The organism is Clostridium nigeriense (assembly GCF_900086595.1).
In the GTDB taxonomy this organism is placed as follows: Bacteria; Bacillota; Clostridia; order Clostridiales; family Clostridiaceae; genus Clostridium; species Clostridium nigeriense.
Window position 1 is genome coordinate 1,268,083 of the sequence record NZ_LT575472.1, and the last position, 20,536, is coordinate 1,288,618.

Annotated in this window: 21 protein-coding genes; all 21 read left to right on the top strand. The window is 29.4% G+C overall.

The window, feature by feature from the left end:
- The first annotated feature begins 29 nt into the window (after nucleotides 1–29).
- The 21 genes from BN6774_RS06170 to BN6774_RS06275 all read left to right on the top strand — a co-directional run bounded on the left by BN6774_RS06170 (nucleotide 30) and on the right by BN6774_RS06275 (nucleotide 20,086).
- Nucleotides 30–944, top strand: coding sequence for an FHA domain-containing protein (locus BN6774_RS06170; protein WP_066891364.1), 915 nt, complete (start codon nucleotides 30–32; stop codon nucleotides 942–944).
- Between the two features lie 13 nt (nucleotides 945–957).
- On the top strand, nucleotides 958–2,016 hold the full coding sequence (locus BN6774_RS06175; protein ID WP_066891367.1) for an AAA family ATPase: 1,059 nt from the start codon (nucleotides 958–960) through the stop codon (nucleotides 2,014–2,016).
- A 10-nt stretch (nucleotides 2,017–2,026) separates the two neighbouring features.
- Nucleotides 2,027–2,281, top strand: a complete 255-nt coding sequence (locus BN6774_RS06180) for an EsaB/YukD family protein (protein ID WP_066891370.1) — start codon at nucleotides 2,027–2,029, stop codon at nucleotides 2,279–2,281.
- A gap of 10 nt (nucleotides 2,282–2,291) precedes the next feature.
- On the top strand, nucleotides 2,292–6,785 hold the full coding sequence (gene essC / locus BN6774_RS18090; protein ID WP_084766914.1) for a type VII secretion protein EssC: 4,494 nt from the start codon (nucleotides 2,292–2,294) through the stop codon (nucleotides 6,783–6,785).
- A gap of 61 nt (nucleotides 6,786–6,846) precedes the next feature.
- Complete coding sequence (locus tag BN6774_RS06190; protein ID WP_066891373.1) at nucleotides 6,847–7,140, top strand: WXG100 family type VII secretion target; 294 nt, start codon at nucleotides 6,847–6,849, stop codon at nucleotides 7,138–7,140.
- A 225-nt stretch (nucleotides 7,141–7,365) separates the two neighbouring features.
- Complete coding sequence (locus BN6774_RS06195) at nucleotides 7,366–7,704, top strand: DUF4176 domain-containing protein (protein ID WP_066891376.1); 339 nt, start codon at nucleotides 7,366–7,368, stop codon at nucleotides 7,702–7,704.
- Entirely contained in the window at nucleotides 7,697–8,134 is a 438-nt protein-coding gene (locus BN6774_RS06200) for a YwqH-like family protein (RefSeq protein WP_066891379.1), read from the top strand. The genes BN6774_RS06195 and BN6774_RS06200 overlap by 8 nt, the downstream gene beginning before the upstream one ends.
- A gap of 17 nt (nucleotides 8,135–8,151) precedes the next feature.
- A complete protein-coding gene (locus BN6774_RS06205) occupies nucleotides 8,152–8,436 on the top strand; it encodes a P-loop NTPase family protein (protein WP_066891382.1) in 285 nt (94 codons plus the stop codon).
- Nucleotides 8,426–8,956: a hypothetical protein gene (locus BN6774_RS06210; RefSeq protein WP_066891384.1), complete on the top strand. Its 531-nt coding sequence runs from the start codon at nucleotides 8,426–8,428 to the stop codon at nucleotides 8,954–8,956. The genes BN6774_RS06205 and BN6774_RS06210 overlap by 11 nt, the downstream gene beginning before the upstream one ends.
- The gene (locus BN6774_RS06215; protein ID WP_066891386.1) at nucleotides 8,932–10,992 is read left to right on the top strand and encodes a T7SS effector LXG polymorphic toxin; all 2,061 of its coding nucleotides are present in this window, start codon (nucleotides 8,932–8,934) and stop codon (nucleotides 10,990–10,992) included. Before BN6774_RS06210 ends, BN6774_RS06215 begins: the two co-directional genes overlap by 25 nt.
- Nucleotides 10,993–11,008: 16 nt before the next feature.
- Entirely contained in the window at nucleotides 11,009–11,455 is a 447-nt protein-coding gene (locus BN6774_RS06220) for a hypothetical protein (RefSeq protein WP_066891389.1), read from the top strand.
- A gap of 623 nt (nucleotides 11,456–12,078) precedes the next feature.
- On the top strand, nucleotides 12,079–12,624 hold the full coding sequence (locus BN6774_RS06225; protein ID WP_235829588.1) for a hypothetical protein: 546 nt from the start codon (nucleotides 12,079–12,081) through the stop codon (nucleotides 12,622–12,624).
- 10 nt (nucleotides 12,625–12,634) lie between these two features.
- Nucleotides 12,635–13,120, top strand: coding sequence for a hypothetical protein (locus BN6774_RS06230; protein ID WP_066891392.1), 486 nt, complete (start codon nucleotides 12,635–12,637; stop codon nucleotides 13,118–13,120).
- A 309-nt stretch (nucleotides 13,121–13,429) separates the two neighbouring features.
- The gene (locus BN6774_RS18280; protein ID WP_066891394.1) at nucleotides 13,430–13,681 is read left to right on the top strand and encodes a hypothetical protein; all 252 of its coding nucleotides are present in this window, start codon (nucleotides 13,430–13,432) and stop codon (nucleotides 13,679–13,681) included.
- A gap of 550 nt (nucleotides 13,682–14,231) precedes the next feature.
- Nucleotides 14,232–15,821, top strand: coding sequence for a hypothetical protein (locus tag BN6774_RS06245; protein WP_066891400.1), 1,590 nt, complete (start codon nucleotides 14,232–14,234; stop codon nucleotides 15,819–15,821).
- Between the two features lie 16 nt (nucleotides 15,822–15,837).
- A complete protein-coding gene (locus tag BN6774_RS06250; protein WP_066891389.1) occupies nucleotides 15,838–16,284 on the top strand; it encodes a hypothetical protein in 447 nt (148 codons plus the stop codon).
- Between the two features lie 623 nt (nucleotides 16,285–16,907).
- On the top strand, nucleotides 16,908–17,453 hold the full coding sequence (locus tag BN6774_RS06255) for a hypothetical protein (protein WP_235829588.1): 546 nt from the start codon (nucleotides 16,908–16,910) through the stop codon (nucleotides 17,451–17,453).
- A 10-nt stretch (nucleotides 17,454–17,463) separates the two neighbouring features.
- Nucleotides 17,464–17,949 (top strand): hypothetical protein, encoded by a 486-nt coding sequence (locus BN6774_RS06260; protein ID WP_066891392.1) that lies wholly within the window; start codon nucleotides 17,464–17,466, stop codon nucleotides 17,947–17,949.
- Nucleotides 17,950–18,258: 309 nt separating this feature from the next.
- Nucleotides 18,259–18,510, top strand: coding sequence for a hypothetical protein (locus BN6774_RS18285; protein WP_066891394.1), 252 nt, complete (start codon nucleotides 18,259–18,261; stop codon nucleotides 18,508–18,510).
- Nucleotides 18,511–18,623: 113 nt separating this feature from the next.
- Entirely contained in the window at nucleotides 18,624–19,622 is a 999-nt protein-coding gene (locus BN6774_RS18725) for a hypothetical protein (protein ID WP_207644567.1), read from the top strand.
- A 14-nt stretch (nucleotides 19,623–19,636) separates the two neighbouring features.
- Nucleotides 19,637–20,086 (top strand): hypothetical protein, encoded by a 450-nt coding sequence (locus tag BN6774_RS06275; RefSeq protein WP_066891403.1) that lies wholly within the window; start codon nucleotides 19,637–19,639, stop codon nucleotides 20,084–20,086.
- The last annotated feature ends 450 nt before the right edge of the window (nucleotides 20,087–20,536 follow it).

Consider the following 20,536-nt stretch of genomic DNA (forward strand, 5'->3'; position numbering starts at 1 on the left):
TAAATAGGTATATAAGGGGTGGATAAAAGATGAATAGACTACTAAAAAATAAAGTGATTACTGAGTTAGATTGTGGTGCTAATTTTGCATATATACTAAATGATAATAGTGAATTTTTGATGACTGACTATAAAGTTTTACAAAGTCAAATAAACAGTGGATTCATTAAGTGTATGAAGACTTTATATAATGGAAAAATACAGTTTTTCTATATGACAGGTAATTTGAAAAACTTTGGTTCCATGCTAGCTTCTATTAATACTGATACTTTTATGGCAATTGCATCCAATCTTTTTGCTAGTATTATTGAAGTGAAAAATAACGGCTTTTTATCTTGCCAGAATATCGATATTTCTTTTGAAAAAATTTTCATTGATGTAAGTACATTAAAGGTTAGTTTGGTGTATATTCCAATAAGTACTAGGGTATTTAATAATTATGATGAATTTGAAAATGAATTAAGGACAAGCTTAATTAAGCTGATAAATAAATTGCCTTCTCTTTCAAATAAAAAAGCAATGCAATTTTCTATAGATTTATCTAATGGAACTTATTCTTTGGAAGATCTATACGATTTAACTAAAGGTATAAAAGTAACATCCACAAAACAGAAGGGGAAGATAAATAATGACTCAATTAATAAAAATATACGTATTGTGGCAATAAATGCACCTACATCAGTTGAAATATTAGTAGATAAAAATGAATATATCTTAGGTAAAAATCCTTCCATGGCAGATGGAGTAATTACCTTTAATAAAGCAATCAGTAGAGTTCATTGCAAAATAATAAATGATAATGGTGAATTTATGGTGATAGATTTAAATAGTGCAAATGGTACTTATGTTAATAGATTAAAATTGTTGCCTAATCAGCCCCATCCAATTAAAAGTGGGGATGTGATTCGTTTAGCAAATAGTGATTTTCAAATTATTATAGATTAGGATGGTGTAGAAAATGGCAAAACCAAGAATTATTATAGCTGATACGGACTTAAGCTACATAATCCCCCTTCAGCTAAAGTTCCTGGAGGAATTTTTTAATAAAGTTGATTTAGAAATTATTACAGACGAAGAATACTTTAAAAACTTATTTTTAGAACCTCAAAGTGCAGATATTTTAATAGTGTCTGAAGAATTTTATGATTCATCTTTAAAAAAACATAACATTAGTAATCTATTTCTTATGATGGAACAATATGAGGAAGGTAAAACAGATGAATTAAATATTAATAGATTATTTAAATACACAAGTATAAAGGAAATCTTCAATAAGATTACTGCAAAAAGTGCAAGAAAATTAAACATAAATGAAATAGTAAAGAAAGAATCACAAGTAGTTCTTGTTTGCTCAGCTTGTGGTGGTGTTGGAAAAACAACAGTATCATTAGGCATAAGTGCTAGTTTAACAAAGAACTATAAGAAGGTACTTTACATTAATGCTGGAAGATTACAAAGCTTTCATAGAATTCTTAAAAATCAAAGTGTAATATCCTCAGCTGATATATATGCAAAGCTTGTAAGAGGAAATGAAAATATTTATTCAGATATAAAACATGTTTTAAGAAAGGAGACTTTCAGTTATCTTCCTCCTTTTAAAGCAGCACTTATGTCGTTAGGACTTACTTATTCAATATATGAGAAAATTGTAACTTCCGCAAAGAAGTCAAATGATTATGATTATATAGTAATAGATGCAGATACTGCTTTTGATGAGGATAATGCGAAACTATTAAATATATCCGATAAAGTGATTGTAGTTAATGAACAAACAAGTACATCGATTTTTGCAACTAATATACTTGTTGACAATATAAATGGAACGAATTCAGATAAGTATATATTCGTATGCAATAACTTTAATAAAAATGAAAATAATGCAATTGTTACTTCAAATATACCATTAAAATTTATTGTAAATGAGTATATTGAACACTTCGATAATTATGATCAGTTAAATTGTGAGGATTTATCAAAGGATACTGGAATTCAAAAAACTGCATTTCTTGTGATTTAAGGAGGTTTCTATGGAAAAGGATAAAGCAATAGTGATTTTCAATATAACAAAGAAGGATTTTAGCGTTGATTTAGAGATTCCACTCTTTATAACTGCAAATGAATTGGTAACAGCTTTGAATTCAGCATATGATTTAAAAATAGATGTTTCTGATATTAAGAACTGCTATTTAAAGGCAGAAAGACCAATAGCATTACTTAGAGGAAATAAAACACTTGATGAATACGGAATAAGAAATGGCAGTATTATAAATTTTACAGAGTAGGAGAAGCTAAATGGAAAATAAATATAAAATAATAATTTCCAACAAAAATTTATATAAAGAAATTGAGCTTTCTTCTGAAAAGGAGTCAATTCGAGTTGGTACAGGAATCGAATGTGATACCAGGTTACATAAAGATTTATTCTTTGAACCAATAGAGCTTTTTTTCATAAGAACTGAAGAGGAATGGACTGTAACTTGTTCTGATAATCTATATTTTACAGTAGGTGATGTAAGAAAATTAATGACAAAGTCATTACAGCATGGAGAACGCTTTATTGTAAAATATAGAGAATCAAATAATGATGTTTTTTTTGTGGATTTTCTTATTGATTTTGAAAATAGACAAAGGCATTTTGAACGAAAGATTAATATGTGTAATATTAATCAATTAACCATAGGAACATCCAATAGTAGCAACATTATCATAAAAAGTAGATATGTAAAAAATGATAATGTTCTGGTTGTTAACAATGGTGAAACTCTACAATTATGTGTAAGAAACAGCACATATGGTGTTTATCATAATGGTAATAGAGAAGAAAGTAATTTTATAATATATAATGGGGATTTTTTCTCTATATCGGATTTTATATTTTATTATAAAGATAATCATATTTATACTGAAATCAGAAAAGATTGTATGATAAATGACATTTCTTATTTAGATGAACAAAATCAAAATTGTTATCCTAGATTTATAAGAAATACAAGAATTAAGAGTGTTGTTGATGATACTAAAATTGAAATATTAGATCCACCATCCAAACCTCAAAAACCTAAAAATAATCTATTCATTAGTTTGATGCCATCTATTGGAATGATAATTGCTTCAGGTGCAATGGCATTTATGGGAGGAGTAATGATTATTTTTAGTATTGTATCAGGGGTAATGGCTATAGTTACCTCTATATTAGGTGTTATGCAAGGAAATAAAGATTATAAGAAAGAATGTAAGGAGAGAATTGCTAAATATAACTCTTATATAAAAAAGAAACGTACTGAAATTGAAAGAATACGAGAGTGTGAGCGAAATGAATTGGAAAAAATATTTATTTCACAGGATTTAGAACTTGAAAGGATAAAATCTTTCTCAAGCGATTTATTTGAGAGAACGTTAAATGATAAGGATTTTCTAAATATTCGTATTGGAACAGGGGATATTAAGGCAAAAAGACAAATTGACTATAAAAAACAAGAAAGATTAGAAATTGAAGATGATCTTCATAATCAGCCAGAAAATCTTTTTAATGAATATAAAATGGTAAAACAGGCTCCTGTAGTATGTGATTTAGTGGCTAATAATGCAGTTGGAATTGTAGGAAATGAAGAAAATAGATTTTCTTTGCTAAAAAATATAGTAATTGACATAGTTTCTAGGCATTTTTATACAGACGTAAAAATGTTTTTTATTGTAGAAGAGGAACGTACATCAAGAATTGACTGGTTGAGATTTCTTCCTCATGTACACAATTCAGAGACAAGTATGAGGAATATTTCTTGTGATACAGAAAGTAAAAATTTAATTTTTGAATATTTGTATAAAGAATTATCATTAAGAGAACAGAACCAAGAATTTAATGAATACTTAGTTATATTTTTTTATGATAACTGTGGCTTTAATAGCCATCCTATATCCAAATTTATAGGCAAGGCAAATGAACTTGGTGTTACTTTTATATTCTTTGCAGATAATAAATTTAATATTCCTATAGGATGTGATTCAATTATAAGTATTTTGGATAATAAAAATGCAGAGTTAATAAATGTGCTAGATTACAACATAATAAAATTTGAATATCCAACAGTTGATGACAAAATTGGAAATAAGGTTGTTGAAATATTAGCTCCAGTTTATACAGAAGAAATAACATTGGAGAGTTCTTTGACTAAAAACATTTCTCTATTTAAAATGCTTAGAATTTTGTCCGTAGAAGATTTAGATTTATTAAAACGATGGAATAAGTCTACTGTATTTAAATCTATGGCAGCGCCCATAGGAGTATCGAAATCAGGAATGATTTTACTTGATTTACATGATAAAGCTCACGGCCCTCATGGGCTTGTTGCTGGGACTACAGGTTCAGGTAAATCTGAAATTTTACAGACATATATTTTATCAATGTCAACTTTGTACCATCCTTACGAAGTAGCATTTGTAATCATAGACTTTAAAGGTGGAGGTATGGTTAATCAGTTTAAAACAATGCCTCATCTTCTAGGTGCTATTACAAATATTGATGGAAAGGCAATAGATCGTTCACTAAAATCAATTAAGGCTGAGTTGAAAAAGAGACAAAGATTATTCTCGGAATCAGAAGTAAATCATATTGATAAATATATAAAGAAATATAAAGCTCAAGAAGTAGATGAACCTTTACCACACTTAATTATTATAGTAGATGAATTTGCAGAGTTAAAAGCAGAACAACCAGAGTTTATGAAGGAATTAATTTCTGCGGCACGTATAGGTAGAAGTTTAGGTGTTCATCTAATATTAGCTACGCAGAAACCATCTGGACAAGTTGATGAACAAATTTGGAGTAATTCTAGATTTAAGCTTTGCTTAAAGGTTCAAAATAAAGAAGATAGTAATGAAGTCCTTAAATCTCCTCTTGCAGCTGAGATAAAGGAACCTGGAAGAGCTTATTTACAAGTTGGAAATAATGAAATATTTGAATTATTTCAATCTGCATATAGTGGTTATTCTGAAGGAATGGATGAGAATAATTTCAGAGAATTTTCAATTTATGAATTACAGAAAAGTGGAAGAAAAAAATGTGTTTTTGTAAGTAAGAAGAATAAAAAGGAATTAAAGTCTAAAACTCAATTGGAAGCAATTGTTGACTATATATCTAATTATTGCAACATGAATGGAATTAAATCTCTTTCCAATATATGTTTAGATGATTTAAATACTGTTATTAATTGTCCAAGTATTATAAATAATAATAATAAGTTTATAGATATAGGTATTTATGATGATCCAGATGCACAATATCAAGGGAAAACATTAATGGATATGAACAGTAAGAATACCTTAATAATAGGATCAGCACAAACTGGGAAAACAAATCTGTTACAGTGTGTGATCAAGGAAATAGCTATTATGAATTCGCCAGCTGAGGCAAATATTTATATTATAGATTTTGGTAGTATGGTATTGAAAAACTTTGAACAATTAAAACATGTGGGGGGGGTTGTTTGCTCATCAGAAGATGAAAAGTTAAAGAACCTATTCAAATTGTTATATGAGGAAATATCAACAAGAAAAGAAAAGTTAGTTTCTGTTGGAGTAAGTTCTTTTTCTGCATACAAGGAAGCAGGATATTCAGATTTAGCACAGATTTATCTTATTATAGATAACTTAACTGGATTAATTGAATTATATTTAGAAAATGACGATACCCTACTTACTATAATTCGTGATGGACTGTCAGTTGGAATTACAGCGATTATAGCCAATTCTCAAACATCTGGGATAGGCTATAGATATATGTCTAACTTTTCAAATCGTATAGTAATGCATTGTAATGACACTAATGAATATTCAAATTTACTTGAACAGGTATCCATTCAACCAGATGATAATCCAGGACGTTGCATTGTTGAAATTGATAAAAGAATTTTGGAATGTCAGACTTATTTGGCATTTGAAGGTGAAAAAGAAATAGAACGTGTTCATAGTATAAAAGCATTTATTAATGAAATTAATACTTCAACTATAAAAATAGAAGCTAAAAAAATTCCTACTATCCCTAATATTCTTTCAGAAGAAGGGCTGATAGGAGAGTATAGAGCAACAAGGGATAACTATAGACTTCCAATTGGTATTACTTATGAAGAAGTTAAACCATTCTACCTTGATTTTGCTCATCTTGGAGCACTTGGAATTTGTGGTAAATCAAATAAAGGACATGCTAATTTTGTTAAATATATGATAGACAATTTCAGTAAACAAAGTAAAGAATATCCTGTTAGAGTTTGTATTTTTGATGATATATCTAGAAAATATGCAGAATTCAAGAATATTGACATAGTAGAGGAATATTCATTAAATGCTGATAGAATTATTGAAAAACTTAATGAGTGGTATGAAATCTTAGATAAAAGATATTCTGAAATGCTTATATCTGAAGAAACTTTTTTACAGGATGAATTATTGGTTTTAATTATTCAAAATAATGATGTAGCTAAAAAAATATTCGAAGATATGGATGCTATGAGACAGTATACAGAAATGGTTACAAGATTTAAAGATTTAAATGTTTGTGTAATTTATTCTAACTATGAAAATGCACCTGTTTCATATGATGCACCAGAACCACTTAGAATGATAAAACAAGAGCAACATTTATTGCTTCTAGATGATTTAGATATGTTAAAAGTTTTTGATGTGACTTATGAAGAAATAAAAGCAAATAGAAAGAAATTACAGTTAGGTGATGCTTACTACATAAAAGATAGCACTGTTACAAAGATAAAAGTAGTACATCATAATAAATAATTTTATGCTATCAAGTTGGGAAACCAATTGATATATATAATATAAAAGGGAGGAATTTATTATGGCAAACCAAATTAGAATGACCCCTGAAAAGATGAGGTCAAGAGCATCTGAGTACACAACTCAGGCAAACAATCTTCAATCTATTATTACAAAGATGGATGCATTGTTAAGAAATCTTCAAGGAGAGTGGGAAGGTAATGCAAGCCAAGCCTATGCTGCAAGATTTGGGGAATTACGTCCAGGTTTTGTAAAAGCTAAGGAACTTATTGATGAGATTTCAACTGCTCTTAAATCTACTGCTCAAATTGTTGAAGAAACAGATAACTCTATTGCTTCACAATTTAGAAAGTAATGGGACTGATAAAAATAAACATAGCTTCTTATTCGAAATTTAGAAGCTGAAGAAAAGAATATTGTAAGTAATAGTCCAATTTTAGACTATTACTTACACAAATTTAAGAAAGATTACACTTATGTGTTTAATATAAATAAAGTGGGTTAAATAATGAAATCTGAAGAAACTCAAGCTTGATATTGTAATAAAAATAAGTAAATGGTATGAAATTAGGAGGAGTATATGGAAACAAATAAAATAGAATACTTGCCTTTAGGCAGCATTGTGATTTTGAATGGTGGAGTGCAAAAAATTATAGTGAATGCAAGGGGGATGGTTGCAGCGAATATGAATCCACCTATGTTTTTTGATTATGGAGGAAGCTTTTATCCACAAGGAATAATTGGAGATCAGATTATGTATTTTAATCATGAGGATATAAAGAAAATTATTTTCACTGGATTTTCAGATGATGATGACAAACTTATGATAGAAAACATAAATGAATGGTTTGAAAAATCAGGTTTTGAAAGGGGAAATACCTTAGAAATTAAGAATGCTAGGAGTGGTTTGAATGGCTAAAGACAATAGTGAATTGATTTGGCAAAAACAAAACCAAAAGTATAACTATCAGTCATCTAGGAGCAATAAGCAAAGAGCATATGATAATAATGTAGCTAAGTTAAATAGACTTTATAATGTGAAATCTACATTGGCCAATCAAAAGAGCTATGCTAATGACAGATATAAAAACATTAAATCTTATGTAGAATCTTCTAGTTATTCACATAATTGGACAGGTAATAAAGCAAATAAAACTAAAAATAATATTAGTGGAAATATTGTAAGCTCTTATAGTGCATATGTAAAGTCAATAGACAGTCATTTGGATGCTTTATGTGATGAAATAACCCGTATAGAGAATCAAAATAAGCAGCTTAGAGGGGATATTCTATATTTGGGTTCTTTAATTAATAGTTTGGCTAATGAAATTGCAAAGTTATTTAATTGAAAGGAAATGGTGGAAGTATGGGATTGATAGGAATAAATGAACTTATATTTATACAAACTACATCAAAGATGACCACAGTAGGCAATGCAATAGATAGTACCATAACATCATGGAAGTCTCAAGGGGAAAAATCAATAGCTTTTTCACAGTTTGTAGATGATTATAATATATTACAAAATATAATTAAGGAATATAAAAAACTTGTACTAAAAGATATAAGTACCATCAACAAGGTTGGTACAGAGATAATAAAAGTTGACGATAAGCTATTTAAGCTGTGGAGGAATTCCAATGGATTTTAAAAAAATCAAAAAATTGGATTGGGTTTATATATCAGCATTTTTAGTGTTTGTTATAAGTGGAGTATTTATGCCAAAGACAGGGAATTTAGCATTAGTGGATATAGCTATTGATGGCATTATTCTTTGGGGGATATCTGTTTACTTAATTCTGAAAATTAAGAAATTTAAAATAGGACTAAGAAAGAATATATTTTTATACCTAGTATGCTTAGTTTTCTGTTTATTTAGTTTATGGAATACTAAAAATTTTGTACTAGATTTAGTTTTAGGTCCTCAGCAAATTAAATTATATGATATAGGGATAGAAAAAAGGCAAAACTATAAAGGGATTATTGGTTTGCATTATTATTTAAAAGGAACTGATGAAAATGGAAATAAACATACAATCGAAATATCTGGGGATGATTATAATTATATAAAAGTGAATACAACAGATACAATTGTATTCACAAGTTATATAAATACAGAAAGATTATATAAATTGGGGGGGGGAAAATGGGGAGTAATCAGTATAATATAAAATATTCCTCAATGGATCAGTTTTATGTAGATGTTTGTACCAAAACACAAGACTGGTATAAGCAGTTAGATTCTTGGAAGACAAGTTATACAAGTGTCATTAATATGACGAGTTTTAATGGACAATCTGCAACAGCTGTAAAATCTTATCTTGGAGAAGTCCATGAGTTTTTGTTACAATCAATTTATGTAGCTATTAGTAGGTTTCAAGCAGATTTTTTGCTTTATAAAAATCAATATTATGCTATTGAAAATAATATATATGCAACTATGCCAAGAGAGACAATTAAATCCATTGAGGATAAGCTAAGCAATGAAATTAAATATTTAAACAACATATCTAATGAAATAGACAGAAGTCTTAATTCTATATCTGATATTTATTGGAGGGGGAGACCATCAAAATCGACAATAGAAGGATATTTAAATTCTGAAAAAAATTCATTGGTGGTTTTTAATAGGAGTATAGAAAACTATGAAAACAATCAATATGCTGTAGCAAATGGAGAATTAAAAAGCCTATTAGAAACATTAAAAAGTACAGTGGTTCTATATAGTAGTTCAACAAATTCAGTGTTATCATATAAGAGTGGAGATTTAATTAATAAGACACAAGTATTAGATTTATATAATAAGGTACAATCAAGTGTAGAGTATGTAGAGAATAACAAAGAAGAAATTGAACTTGCAGCTTTAAATCAAGAAGAAGTATTTTCTCAAATGCAAAAAGACTATGAAGAAGCATTGGAAGCTAGAAAAGACGAAGGTAGGGTAAAGATGATTACCGGAGCTCTAGCTATAGCATTAGGTGGCGCAGCAATATTTTTCACTGCAGGAGCAGCAACACCAATTGTAGTTACTGCAGCAGTAACTGGAATAAGTAGTGGGGTATACGGTATCAGTAATATTGTTGAAGGCGGATTAGATGTCCATTATGCTTCAATAGGAGATTTAAATAGTGTAGCTATAAATCCTATAAGAGATAAAGTATTTATGGGGAATCAAGGTGCCTATGATTTATGGGGAAACCTTAATATGGCAGTTGCAGGTTTATGTATTCCAGTTTCGCAGGCAGTAAATGGAGTGGCAGGAGCAAGTAAATCTATCATAGCTAAAGAAGCAGTAAAGGCAATTGGAAAGGAAACAAGTTTTGCTATAGGAGTAAACTGGGTAAGTAGTAATATTACTAATTTTGCAGTCGGCGAGTTAGAATTAAATCAAACAGAGTCAACTCTCCTTAATTTAGGCTTGAATTTTGGAATTGGAATTGGTGGTTATAAACTTAGAACGAAATTCTTTGGAGAAGCATCATTTGCAAAAGGAATGAGTTATGATGATGCTAAAAGATATAATGATTATTGGAAACAAGTAGAATCAGGAAATAACACAGGATATCCAGGACTTAGCGATGCAGATATTAAATTATGGAAGTTTGCAGACAATAAACTAAATACTCGTATAGCCTTAAATAAGGTAGATCCAAATGAAGTTGTAAAGCTTAGGATAAAAGCTCTGGAATTAGAGAATAGCCTAAAAGTAGTTGATAAGGGGGTAAGTAAAGCTAGTCCAGCGGAAGTAGCTCAAAGTTGGCAAGGGAGTTTTCCGTATGTTGGCGTTGATAAGTATAAAAACATAACCTTGAAAAAGGGGAAAGTAATATATGTTGGAGACCCATATCCAACAGGATATGCAACTACTAAAAGTGCTCTAGATAGAGTAGATGGGGACGCAAGGAAGTTATTTGAAGGACTACAAGTTAAACCTTACTGGGAAGATGGAATGGATGTTGCTGAATATAGAGGTAAAATGATGGCTTATGAAATAACAGAACCAATAGATGTAGCCTTTGGAATAACGAAGGCTAATCCGCAATTTGGAAGTGGCGGACTTCCTCAAATGTTTCTTCCGGATTTTAAAGAGTTATTGAGTAGTGGAAAAATAAGGAAAGTTGAATTGAAGGCAGTTGAGTTGAATAATTATAAAATGCACTTAGATGATTACAATAAAATGTTAGATGTGTTAGAAGGACTAAAGTAAAAATAGGAGGATATAGATGAGACTAGATAAAGGCAAAATAGTTATAAATAATAAAGAAATATATAGTGGAATGGATAGTGAAAGTTTTAAAAAAATATTTTTAATAGATGTAAATAGTTATACAAATGGAAATATTGAAAGATATAATTTTAAAAGTCCACAAATAATAGATGGATTATCACTATGGGTTAAAATTATATTTAAAGATAGTTTCCTATCATCGATAGAAATGAAAAATGCAGATTTAAAATTGAAAAATTCTTATGATAATTGGAGTGATGATAAAGTAGAATTGAAAAGAGAAAGTCATAATAACTGGTTAATAAATAATTTAGGAGAAGCTCATGAAAAATTACCAGTAGCACTAATATATAGATATAGTTGGGGGAAAATAGAATCATATTATGACCCTAAAGCAGCAGATAGTGGAATATTAATAACTTATAATAGAAATAATGCATAATAAGGAATTAATTGAATTCATAAAAAAGAGTAATAAATGAAGTTGCTTAAATTAATAATATTATAACTGATTTTAACAATGCATAATTTTAATAATGAATTGACTTAGGGGGGAGAGTGGCAGATAAAATTAAAAAGTAAATTCTAGTTGATGAAACTAAAAATACTTTTTAAAATCTTAAATACCTATACCCCTTTTTAACCTAAAAGTTAAAGAAAATATCGTTGTAACTGAAATGTCGATACTTCAATTACAACGGTATTTTTTATTTATGTAAATTACCTAATGTAGAAATTAAAGAGGTTGCATGATAAAATTAAGTTAACAGATTAAGGAAAAAAAGACTGAAAAAGTAGATACATATCAGAAAAAAATGAAAAGTAGAGAACCTAAATCTATGATTTGGTGTGAATCACTTTAACAGAGTGCAAGTAGTTGGAAATGGTCTTAAAACTGTGGAAATGGTTGAAAGTACTCAACTCTGATACTAAAAATAAAAAGACAGACTCTGCCCCAAGGGGGTAAGTAAAGCTGAAGTAAATACTTCTGAAAGTATTAAAAATATTATTAATGGAAAAGGATATTCAGTAGATGAATTTGCTAAATTACTACATCCCGATAGAGTGTTAACTGATTCAGAGGAATTGTTAGTTGATTCTATAAGAAAAGAGATAGGATTACCATCAGCAGATACTTTAATGTGTAAAACAATACCTCAAAGTGACATATATAAATACTTATATAATCCTGACTATGATGGAGTTAGAGGTTTTACAGCGGTAGAAGAGCATGGCGCTAATTTAAAAACACTATTTGATAAATATAATGGAGCAAGATTAGATTATAATAATACAGCATTTAAGACTACAACTGGCGTTGATGGCATTTCACAATCAGTTGGCTTACCAGATAAATTCTACGGAACAATAGAGTATAAAGTAAATGATGTTAGTAAAATATCTATTCCAGATTGGGCACCGAAACCAGATGATTATCCTTATACAGGAAAAGCATTTACAGGTAGTACTGATGTAGTACTACCAGAATATTATCAATCAGTTAGAAAATTTATTAATGGAGATAAATTTAAGATTCTAGACAGTAAAACAGGAGATATAGTGCAGCAATTTATCTATGATAAGAATCTTGGATGGCTTGAATTAAAGTGAGGTATGAAAAATGTCTAAAGAATATTGCATATATAAAGGTAAAAAATTTTTAATGAATATTTATAATAATAAAGTGGAATTAACTAGTAGTAAAAAGGAGGATATGAATAATGGATTTAAAGAGTATGTGGATGTGTTAGGAAATAAACATAGTGATATATTGGTAAAAGAAGTAAGTGTAGATGACTTAGAATTTGCTTATGAATTAAATTATAAAGTAATATATAACAATATAGAATTTGAACCATGGTGTATAGGAAAACACATATTAAACAATGAAAAAATTTCATTGTTTACAAGTAATTCAGATTTAGCATCACTATATGGATTTAATAAAGAAGAACAATTCGTATTTAAGAAGGAATTAAAATTAAATGATATAGAAGCTTTAATTGAAATAAAAATACCAATACTAAAGTTTAATCATATGAAAGAAGAAAGGACTAGAATAGAACAAAAGTATATAAAAAAGTATTTAGAAGATATTATTTTATAGTTACTGCAAAATTAAATATAAATTTAATGCATTAAAAAGAATGATTTAAGAGGTTATAAATTTAATAAAATTATTAATAATATTCACCGTATAATATTAATAATGCAGTGAGATAAAGACAAAGAAACTAGCTGAAAAATAAAATAGGCTAGTTTCTATTTTTTCTTGAGAGAATTATTTGAAATACTAGTGTGTAGTAGTAAAATATAATAAAACAGATTTAGCCCAAAGTGGGTAAATAAACATAGTAATGGTGGAAATGGTTCTGTAATAAATGGAACAGATGATATTGCAAAATATGAATTTAATATGATAGAGAATCCAGGGCCATTAGTAGATATGCAAGGAAATCCAGCAAGTAATTTTTATGGTGGAAGATATAATGTGGAAGTTCTTACAGAGGACAGAATATATTATAGAGGAGGAAATTCAGAGAATGCATTAGGTCAATGGTTTACTACAGAACTTCCGGAATCAGTTGCAAAAGTGAGAATTGATACAGCAGTAAAACCACAGTGGATTGACCCAATTACAGGAGAACTGACAGTAAGTCAGTGGTAGATACAGTATATGCTATTAAATACCTAAGGGGACCAAGGTTTATACAGGTCCAGTTGGATCTCAAGGAGGTACGTATTGTGGTGGATATGATGTAATACAATCCTTCATTATTTATGGGAAATCAAGGTGCCTATGATTTATGGGGAAACCTTAATATGGCAGTTGCAGGTTTATGTATTCCAGTTTCGCAGGCAGTAAATGGAGTGGCAGGAGCAAGTAAATCTATCATAGCTAAAGAAGCAGTAAAGGCAATTGGAAAGGAAACAAGTTTTGCTATAGGAGTAAACTGGGTAAGTAGTAATATTACTAATTTTGCAGTCGGCGAGTTAGAATTAAATCAAACAGAGTCAACTCTCCTTAATTTAGGCTTGAATTTTGGAATTGGAATTGGTGGTTATAAACTTAGAACGAAATTCTTTGGAGAAGCATCATTTGCAAAAGGAATGAGTTATGATGATGCTAAAAGATATAATGATTATTGGAAACAAGTAGAATCAGGAAATAACACAGGNCAATAGAAGGATATTTAAATTCTGAAAAAAATTCATTGGTGGTTTTTAATAGGAGTATAGAAAACTATGAAAACAATCAATATGCTGTAGCAAATGGAGAATTAAAAAGCCTATTAGAAACATTAAAAAGTACAGTGGTTCTATATAGTAGTTCAACAAATTCAGTGTTATCATATAAGAGTGGAGATTTAATTAATAAGACACAAGTATTAGATTTATATAATAAGGTACAATCAAGTGTAGAGTATGTAGAGAATAACAAAGAAGAAATTGAACTTGCAGCTTTAAATCAAGAAGAAGTATTTTCTCAAATGCAAAAAGACTATGAAGAAGCATTGGAAGCTAGAAAAGACGAAGGTAGGGTAAAGATGATTACCGGAGCTCTAGCTATAGCATTAGGTGGCGCAGCAATATTTTTCACTGCAGGAGCAGCAACCCCAATTGTAGTTACTGCAGCAGTAACTGGAATAAGTAGTGGGGTATACGGTATCAGTAATATTGTTGAAGGCGGATTAGATGTCCATTATGCTTCAATAGGAGATTTAAATAGTGTAGCTATAAATCCTATAAGAGATAAAGTATTTATGGGGAATCAAGGTGCCTATGATTTATGGGGAAACCTTAATATGGCAGTTGCAGGTTTATGTATTCCAGTTTCGCAGGCAGTAAATGGAGTGGCAGGAGCAAGTAAATCTATCATAGCTAAAGAAGCAGTAAAGGCAATTGGAAAGGAAACAAGTTTTGCTATAGGAGTAAACTGGGTAAGTAGTAATATTACTAATTTTGCAGTCGGCGAGTTAGAATTAAATCAAACAGAGTCAACTCTCCTTAATTTAGGCTTGAATTTTGGAATTGGAATTGGTGGTTATAAACTTAGAAGGAAATTCTTTGGAGAAGCATCATTTGCAAAAGGAATGAGTTATGATGATGCTAAAAGATATAATGATTATTGGAAACAAGTAGAATCAGGAAATAACACAGGATATCCAGGACTTAGCGATGCAGATATTAAATTATGGAAGTTTGCAGACAATAAACTAAATACTCGTATAGCCTTAAATAAGGTAGATCCAAATGAAGTTGTAAAGCTTAGGATAAAAGCTCTGGAATTAGAGAATAGCCTAAAAGTAGTTGATAAGGGGGTAAGTAAAGCTAGTCCAGCGGAAGTAGCTCAAAGTTGGCAAGGGAGTTTTCCGTATGTTGGCGTTGATAAGTATAAAAACATAACCTTGAAAAAGGGGAAAGTAATATATGTTGGAGACCCATATCCAACAGGATATGCAACTACTAAAAGTGCTCTAGATAGAGTAGATGGGGACGCAAGGAAGTTATTTGAAGGACTACAAGTTAAACCTTACTGGGAAGATGGAATGGATGTTGCTGAATATAGAGGTAAAATGATGGCTTATGAAATAACAGAACCAATAGATGTAGCCTTTGGAATAACGAAGGCTAATCCGCAATTTGGAAGTGGCGGACTTCCTCAAATGTTTCTTCCGGATTTTAAAGAGTTATTGAGTAGTGGAAAAATAAGGAAAGTTGAATTGAAGGCAGTTGAGTTGAATAATTATAAAATGCACTTAGATGATTACAATAAAATGTTAGATGTGTTAGAAGGACTAAAGTAAAAATAGGAGGATATAGATGAGACTAGATAAAGGCAAAATAGTTATAAATAATAAAGAAATATATAGTGGAATGGATAGTGAAAGTTTTAAAAAAATATTTTTAATAGATGTAAATAGTTATACAAATGGAAATATTGAAAGATATAATTTTAAAAGTCCACAAATAATAGATGGATTATCACTATGGGTTAAAATTATATTTAAAGATAGTTTCCTATCATCGATAGAAATGAAAAATGCAGATTTAAAATTGAAAAATTCTTATGATAATTGGAGTGATGATAAAGTAGAATTGAAAAGAGAAAGTCATAATAACTGGTTAATAAATAATTTAGGAGAAGCTCATGAAAAATTACCAGTAGCACTAATATATAGATATAGTTGGGGGAAAATAGAATCATATTATGACCCTAAAGCAGCAGATAGTGGAATATTAATAACTTATAATAGAAATAATGCATAATAAGGAATTAATTGAATTCATAAAAAAGAGTAATAAATGAAGTTGCTTAAATTAATAATATTATAACTGATTTTAACAATGCATAATTTTAATAATGAATTGACTTAGGGGGGAGAGTGGCAGATAAAATTAAAAAGTAAATTCTAGTTGATGAAACTAAAAATACTTTTTAAAATCTTAAATACCTATACCCCTTTTTAACCTAAAAGTTAAAGAAAATATCGTTGTAACTGAAATGTCGATACTTCAATTACAACGGTATTTTTTATTTATGTAAATTACCTAATGTAGAAATTAAAGAGGTTGCATGATAAAATTAAGTTAACAGATTAAGGAAAAAAAGACTGAAAAAGTAGATACATATCAGAAAAAAATGAAAAGTAGAGAACCTAAATCTATGATTTGGTGTGAATCACTTTAACAGAGTGCAAGTAGTTGGAAATGGTCTTAAAACTGTGGAAATGGTTGAAAGTACTCAACTCTGATACTAAAAATAAAAAGACAGACTCTGCCCCAAGGGGGTAAGTAAAGCTGAAGTAAATACTTCTGAAAGTATTAAAAATATTATTAATGGAAAAGGATATTCAGTAGATGAATTTGCTAAATTACTACATCCCGATAGAGTGTTAACTGATTCAGAGGAATTGTTAGTTGATTCTATAAGAAAAGAGATAGGATTACCATCAGCAGATACTTTAATGTGTAAAACAATACCTCAAAGTGACATATATAAATACTTATATAATCCTGACTATGATGGAGTTAGAGGTTTTACAGCGGTAGAAGAGCATGGCGCTAATTTAAAAACACTATTTGATAAATATAATGGAGCAAGATTAGATTATAATAATACAGCATTTAAGACTACAACTGGCGTTGATGGCATTTCACAATCAGTTGGCTTACCAGATAAATTCTACGGAACAATAGAGTATAAAGTAAATGATGTTAGTAAAATATCTATTCCAGATTGGGCACCGAAACCAGATGATTATCCTTATACAGGAAAAGCATTTACAGGTAGTACTGATGTAGTACTACCAGAATATTATCAATCAGTTAGAAAATTTATTAATGGAGATAAATTTAAGATTCTAGACAGTAAAACAGGAGATATAGTGCAGCAATTTATCTATGATAAGAATCTTGGATGGCTTGAATTAAAGTGAGGTATGAAAAATGTCTAAAGAATATTGCATATATAAAGGTAAAAAATTTTTAATGAATATTTATAATAATAAAGTGGAATTAACTAGTAGTAAAAAGGAGGATATGAATAATGGATTTAAAGAGTATGTGGATGTGTTAGGAAATAAACATAGTGATATATTGGTAAAAGAAGTAAGTGTAGATGACTTAGAATTTGCTTATGAATTAAATTATAAAGTAATATATAACAATATAGAATTTGAACCATGGTGTATAGGAAAACACATATTAAACAATGAAAAAATTTCATTGTTTACAAGTAATTCAGATTTAGCATCACTATATGGATTTAATAAAGAAGAACAATTCGTATTTAAGAAGGAATTAAAATTAAATGATATAGAAGCTTTAATTGAAATAAAAATACCAATACTAAAGTTTAATCATATGAAAGAAGAAAGGACTAGAATAGAACAAAAGTATATAAAAAAGTATTTAGAAGATATTATTTTATAGTTACTGCAAAATTAAATATAAATTTAATGCATTAAAAAGAATGATTTAAGAGGTTATAAATTTAATAAAATTATTAATAATATTCACCGTATAATATTAATAATGCAGTGAGATAAAGACAAAGAAACTAGCTGAAAAATAAAATAGGCTAGTTTCTATTTTTTCTTGAGAGAATTATTTGAAATACTAGTGTGTAGTAGTAAAATATAATAAAACAGATTTAGCCCAAAGTGGGTAAATAAACATAGTAATGGTGGAAATGGTTCTGTAATAAATGGAACAGATGATATTGCAAAATATGAATTTAATATGATAGAGAATCCAGGGCCATTAGTAGATATGCAAGGAAATCCAGCAAGTAATTTTTATGGTGGAAGATATAATGTGGAAGTTCTTACAGAGGACAGAATATATTATAGAGGAGGAAATTCAGAGAATGCATTAGGTCAATGGTTTACTACAGAACTTCCGGAATCAGTTGCAAAAGTGAGAATTGATACAGCAGTAAAACCACAGTGGATTGACCCAATTACAGGAGAACTGACAGTAAGTCAGTGGTAGATACAGTATATGCTATTAAATACCTAAGGGGACCAAGGTTTATACAGGTCCAGTTGGATCTCAAGGAGGTACGTATTGTGGTGGATATGATGTAATACAATCCTTCATTATTTATGGGAAATCAAGGTGCCTATGATTTATGGGGAAACCTTAATATGGCAGTTGCAGGTTTATGTATTCCAGTTTCGCAGGCAGTAAATGGAGTGGCAGGAGCAAGTAAATCTATCATAGCTAAAGAAGCAGTAAAGGCAATTGGAAAGGAAACAAGTTTTGCTATAGGAGTAAACTGGGTAAGTAGTAATATTACTAATTTTGCAGTCGGCGAGTTAGAATTAAATCAAACAGAGTCAACTCTCCTTAATTTAGGCTTGAATTTTGGAATTGGAATTGGTGGTTATAAACTTAGAAGGAAATTCTTTGGAGAAGCATCATTTGCAAAAGGAATGAGTTATGATGATGCTAAAAGATATAATGATTATTGGAAACAAGTAGAATCAGGAAATAACACAGGATATCCAGGACTTAGCGATGCAGATATTAAATTATGGAAGTTTGCAGACAATAAACTAAATACTCGTATAGCCTTAAATAAGGTAGATCCAAATGAAGTTGTAAAGCTTAGGATGAAAGCTCTAGAATTAGAGAATAGCCTAAAAGTAGTTGATAAGGGGGTAAGTAAAGCTGGTAAAATAGAAAGTTTAAAATATACACCAACATCTGGAGTTAAATTAGAAACTACTCCAGGAAAAACAACCACAATATTAGGTACTTATGCAGATGATACACAATATATAGTTTCGGAATTAGGAAATATTAAATCAACTGATTTTGGACCAAGAGTAGATGGATTTAACTTATTAAACACACCGGATGAGTTCTATAAAACTCCACAACAGTTTTGGGATGAGTTTAATAAGCCGTGGCTAGATAACGTAATTGATAGAAAAGATGTTGTAATACTTGCAACTAAACCTACAGATAGTACTTTGTATAGAATAAATAAGATAACTGGGGTTAAAGAGCTAACTGGGTTTGGAAGAGAGTATAATTATCTAATTGACCATGGATATATTTTTGACGTAGACACGATGAAAATGAAATTTAATAGGTAAGAGTGGTGAAAGAAATGAGTAATTATCAAGAACTTACAATAAGTATTTTTAAAGAAATAATAGATAAATATGGTTTTGAAAGTGTTAAAATTAATGAAACCTCAATAGCTTTAGTTGGCAATAAGTTTGCAATATTAATTGTAATAAGTAGAGATGGTTCAACATTAAAATATGTAATGGAAGATGAACAAGGAGAAATAGTTGAATATAAATTTGATTCTTTTATTAGTAGTAAATTTGATAGTAATGATAGAATTGGAATTGGTAATCCAGTTACAATAAATGATATAATTATTGCAGAACTAAGAATTTCAGCAAAAGGTTTAGTAAATCATTGGCAGAATATTTTAAATGGGGATAAACTATGGATTAGTGAGTATGAGAACTATGAATTGGGTGGAAAAGCTGAGTTAGTGAATTCTGTAATAAAAGCTGTGTTAGAACCATTATTCAATAAAAAATAACTACTATTATGTAAAGTAACTGCAAAACATAAATTAAAGTGACTGCATAAATAGATTAAACTAAAAAGTGTAGTAAAACTAACAATAGAACCAAAATAATTAGATTCATAATATTAATAATGCAGTGAAAGAAGTTAAGAAGGTTAATGTTTCAGTGGTGGAGCATTAATCTTTTTTCTTGTAATTCCTAATGTAGCAATAAAAGAAGTAGCATGATAAAATAAGGTTAACAGATTACGGAAAAGGAATTGGTGGTTATAAACTTAGAACGAAATTCTTTGGAGAAGCATCATTTGCAAAAGGAATGAGTTATGATGATGCTAAAAGATATAATGATTATTGGAAACAAGTAGAATCAGGAAATAACACAGGATATCCAGGACTTAGCGATGCAGATATTAAATTATGGAAGTTTGCAGACAATAAACTAAATACTCGTATAGCCTTAAA

Excerpts from the sequence above, each read along its gene's own strand:
- BN6774_RS06170 (WP_066891364.1), top strand. The coding sequence starts at position 30 with ATGAATAGACTACTAAAAAATAAAGTGATTACTGAGTTAGATTGTGGT.
- BN6774_RS06175 (WP_066891367.1), top strand. The coding sequence starts at position 958 with ATGGCAAAACCAAGAATTATTATAGCTGATACGGACTTAAGCTACATA.
- BN6774_RS06180 (WP_066891370.1), top strand. The coding sequence starts at position 2,027 with ATGGAAAAGGATAAAGCAATAGTGATTTTCAATATAACAAAGAAGGAT.
- essC (WP_084766914.1), top strand. The coding sequence starts at position 2,292 with ATGGAAAATAAATATAAAATAATAATTTCCAACAAAAATTTATATAAA.
- BN6774_RS06190 (WP_066891373.1), top strand. The coding sequence starts at position 6,847 with ATGGCAAACCAAATTAGAATGACCCCTGAAAAGATGAGGTCAAGAGCA.
- BN6774_RS06195 (WP_066891376.1), top strand. The coding sequence starts at position 7,366 with ATGGAAACAAATAAAATAGAATACTTGCCTTTAGGCAGCATTGTGATT.
- BN6774_RS06200 (WP_066891379.1), top strand. The coding sequence starts at position 7,697 with ATGGCTAAAGACAATAGTGAATTGATTTGGCAAAAACAAAACCAAAAG.
- BN6774_RS06205 (WP_066891382.1), top strand. The coding sequence starts at position 8,152 with ATGGGATTGATAGGAATAAATGAACTTATATTTATACAAACTACATCA.
- BN6774_RS06210 (WP_066891384.1), top strand. The coding sequence starts at position 8,426 with ATGGATTTTAAAAAAATCAAAAAATTGGATTGGGTTTATATATCAGCA.
- BN6774_RS06215 (WP_066891386.1), top strand. The coding sequence starts at position 8,932 with ATGGGGAGTAATCAGTATAATATAAAATATTCCTCAATGGATCAGTTT.
- BN6774_RS06220 (WP_066891389.1), top strand. The coding sequence starts at position 11,009 with ATGAGACTAGATAAAGGCAAAATAGTTATAAATAATAAAGAAATATAT.
- BN6774_RS06230 (WP_066891392.1), top strand. The coding sequence starts at position 12,635 with ATGTCTAAAGAATATTGCATATATAAAGGTAAAAAATTTTTAATGAAT.
- BN6774_RS18280 (WP_066891394.1), top strand. The coding sequence starts at position 13,430 with ATGATAGAGAATCCAGGGCCATTAGTAGATATGCAAGGAAATCCAGCA.
- BN6774_RS06250 (WP_066891389.1), top strand. The coding sequence starts at position 15,838 with ATGAGACTAGATAAAGGCAAAATAGTTATAAATAATAAAGAAATATAT.
- BN6774_RS06260 (WP_066891392.1), top strand. The coding sequence starts at position 17,464 with ATGTCTAAAGAATATTGCATATATAAAGGTAAAAAATTTTTAATGAAT.
- BN6774_RS18285 (WP_066891394.1), top strand. The coding sequence starts at position 18,259 with ATGATAGAGAATCCAGGGCCATTAGTAGATATGCAAGGAAATCCAGCA.
- BN6774_RS18725 (WP_207644567.1), top strand. The coding sequence starts at position 18,624 with ATGGGAAATCAAGGTGCCTATGATTTATGGGGAAACCTTAATATGGCA.
- BN6774_RS06275 (WP_066891403.1), top strand. The coding sequence starts at position 19,637 with ATGAGTAATTATCAAGAACTTACAATAAGTATTTTTAAAGAAATAATA.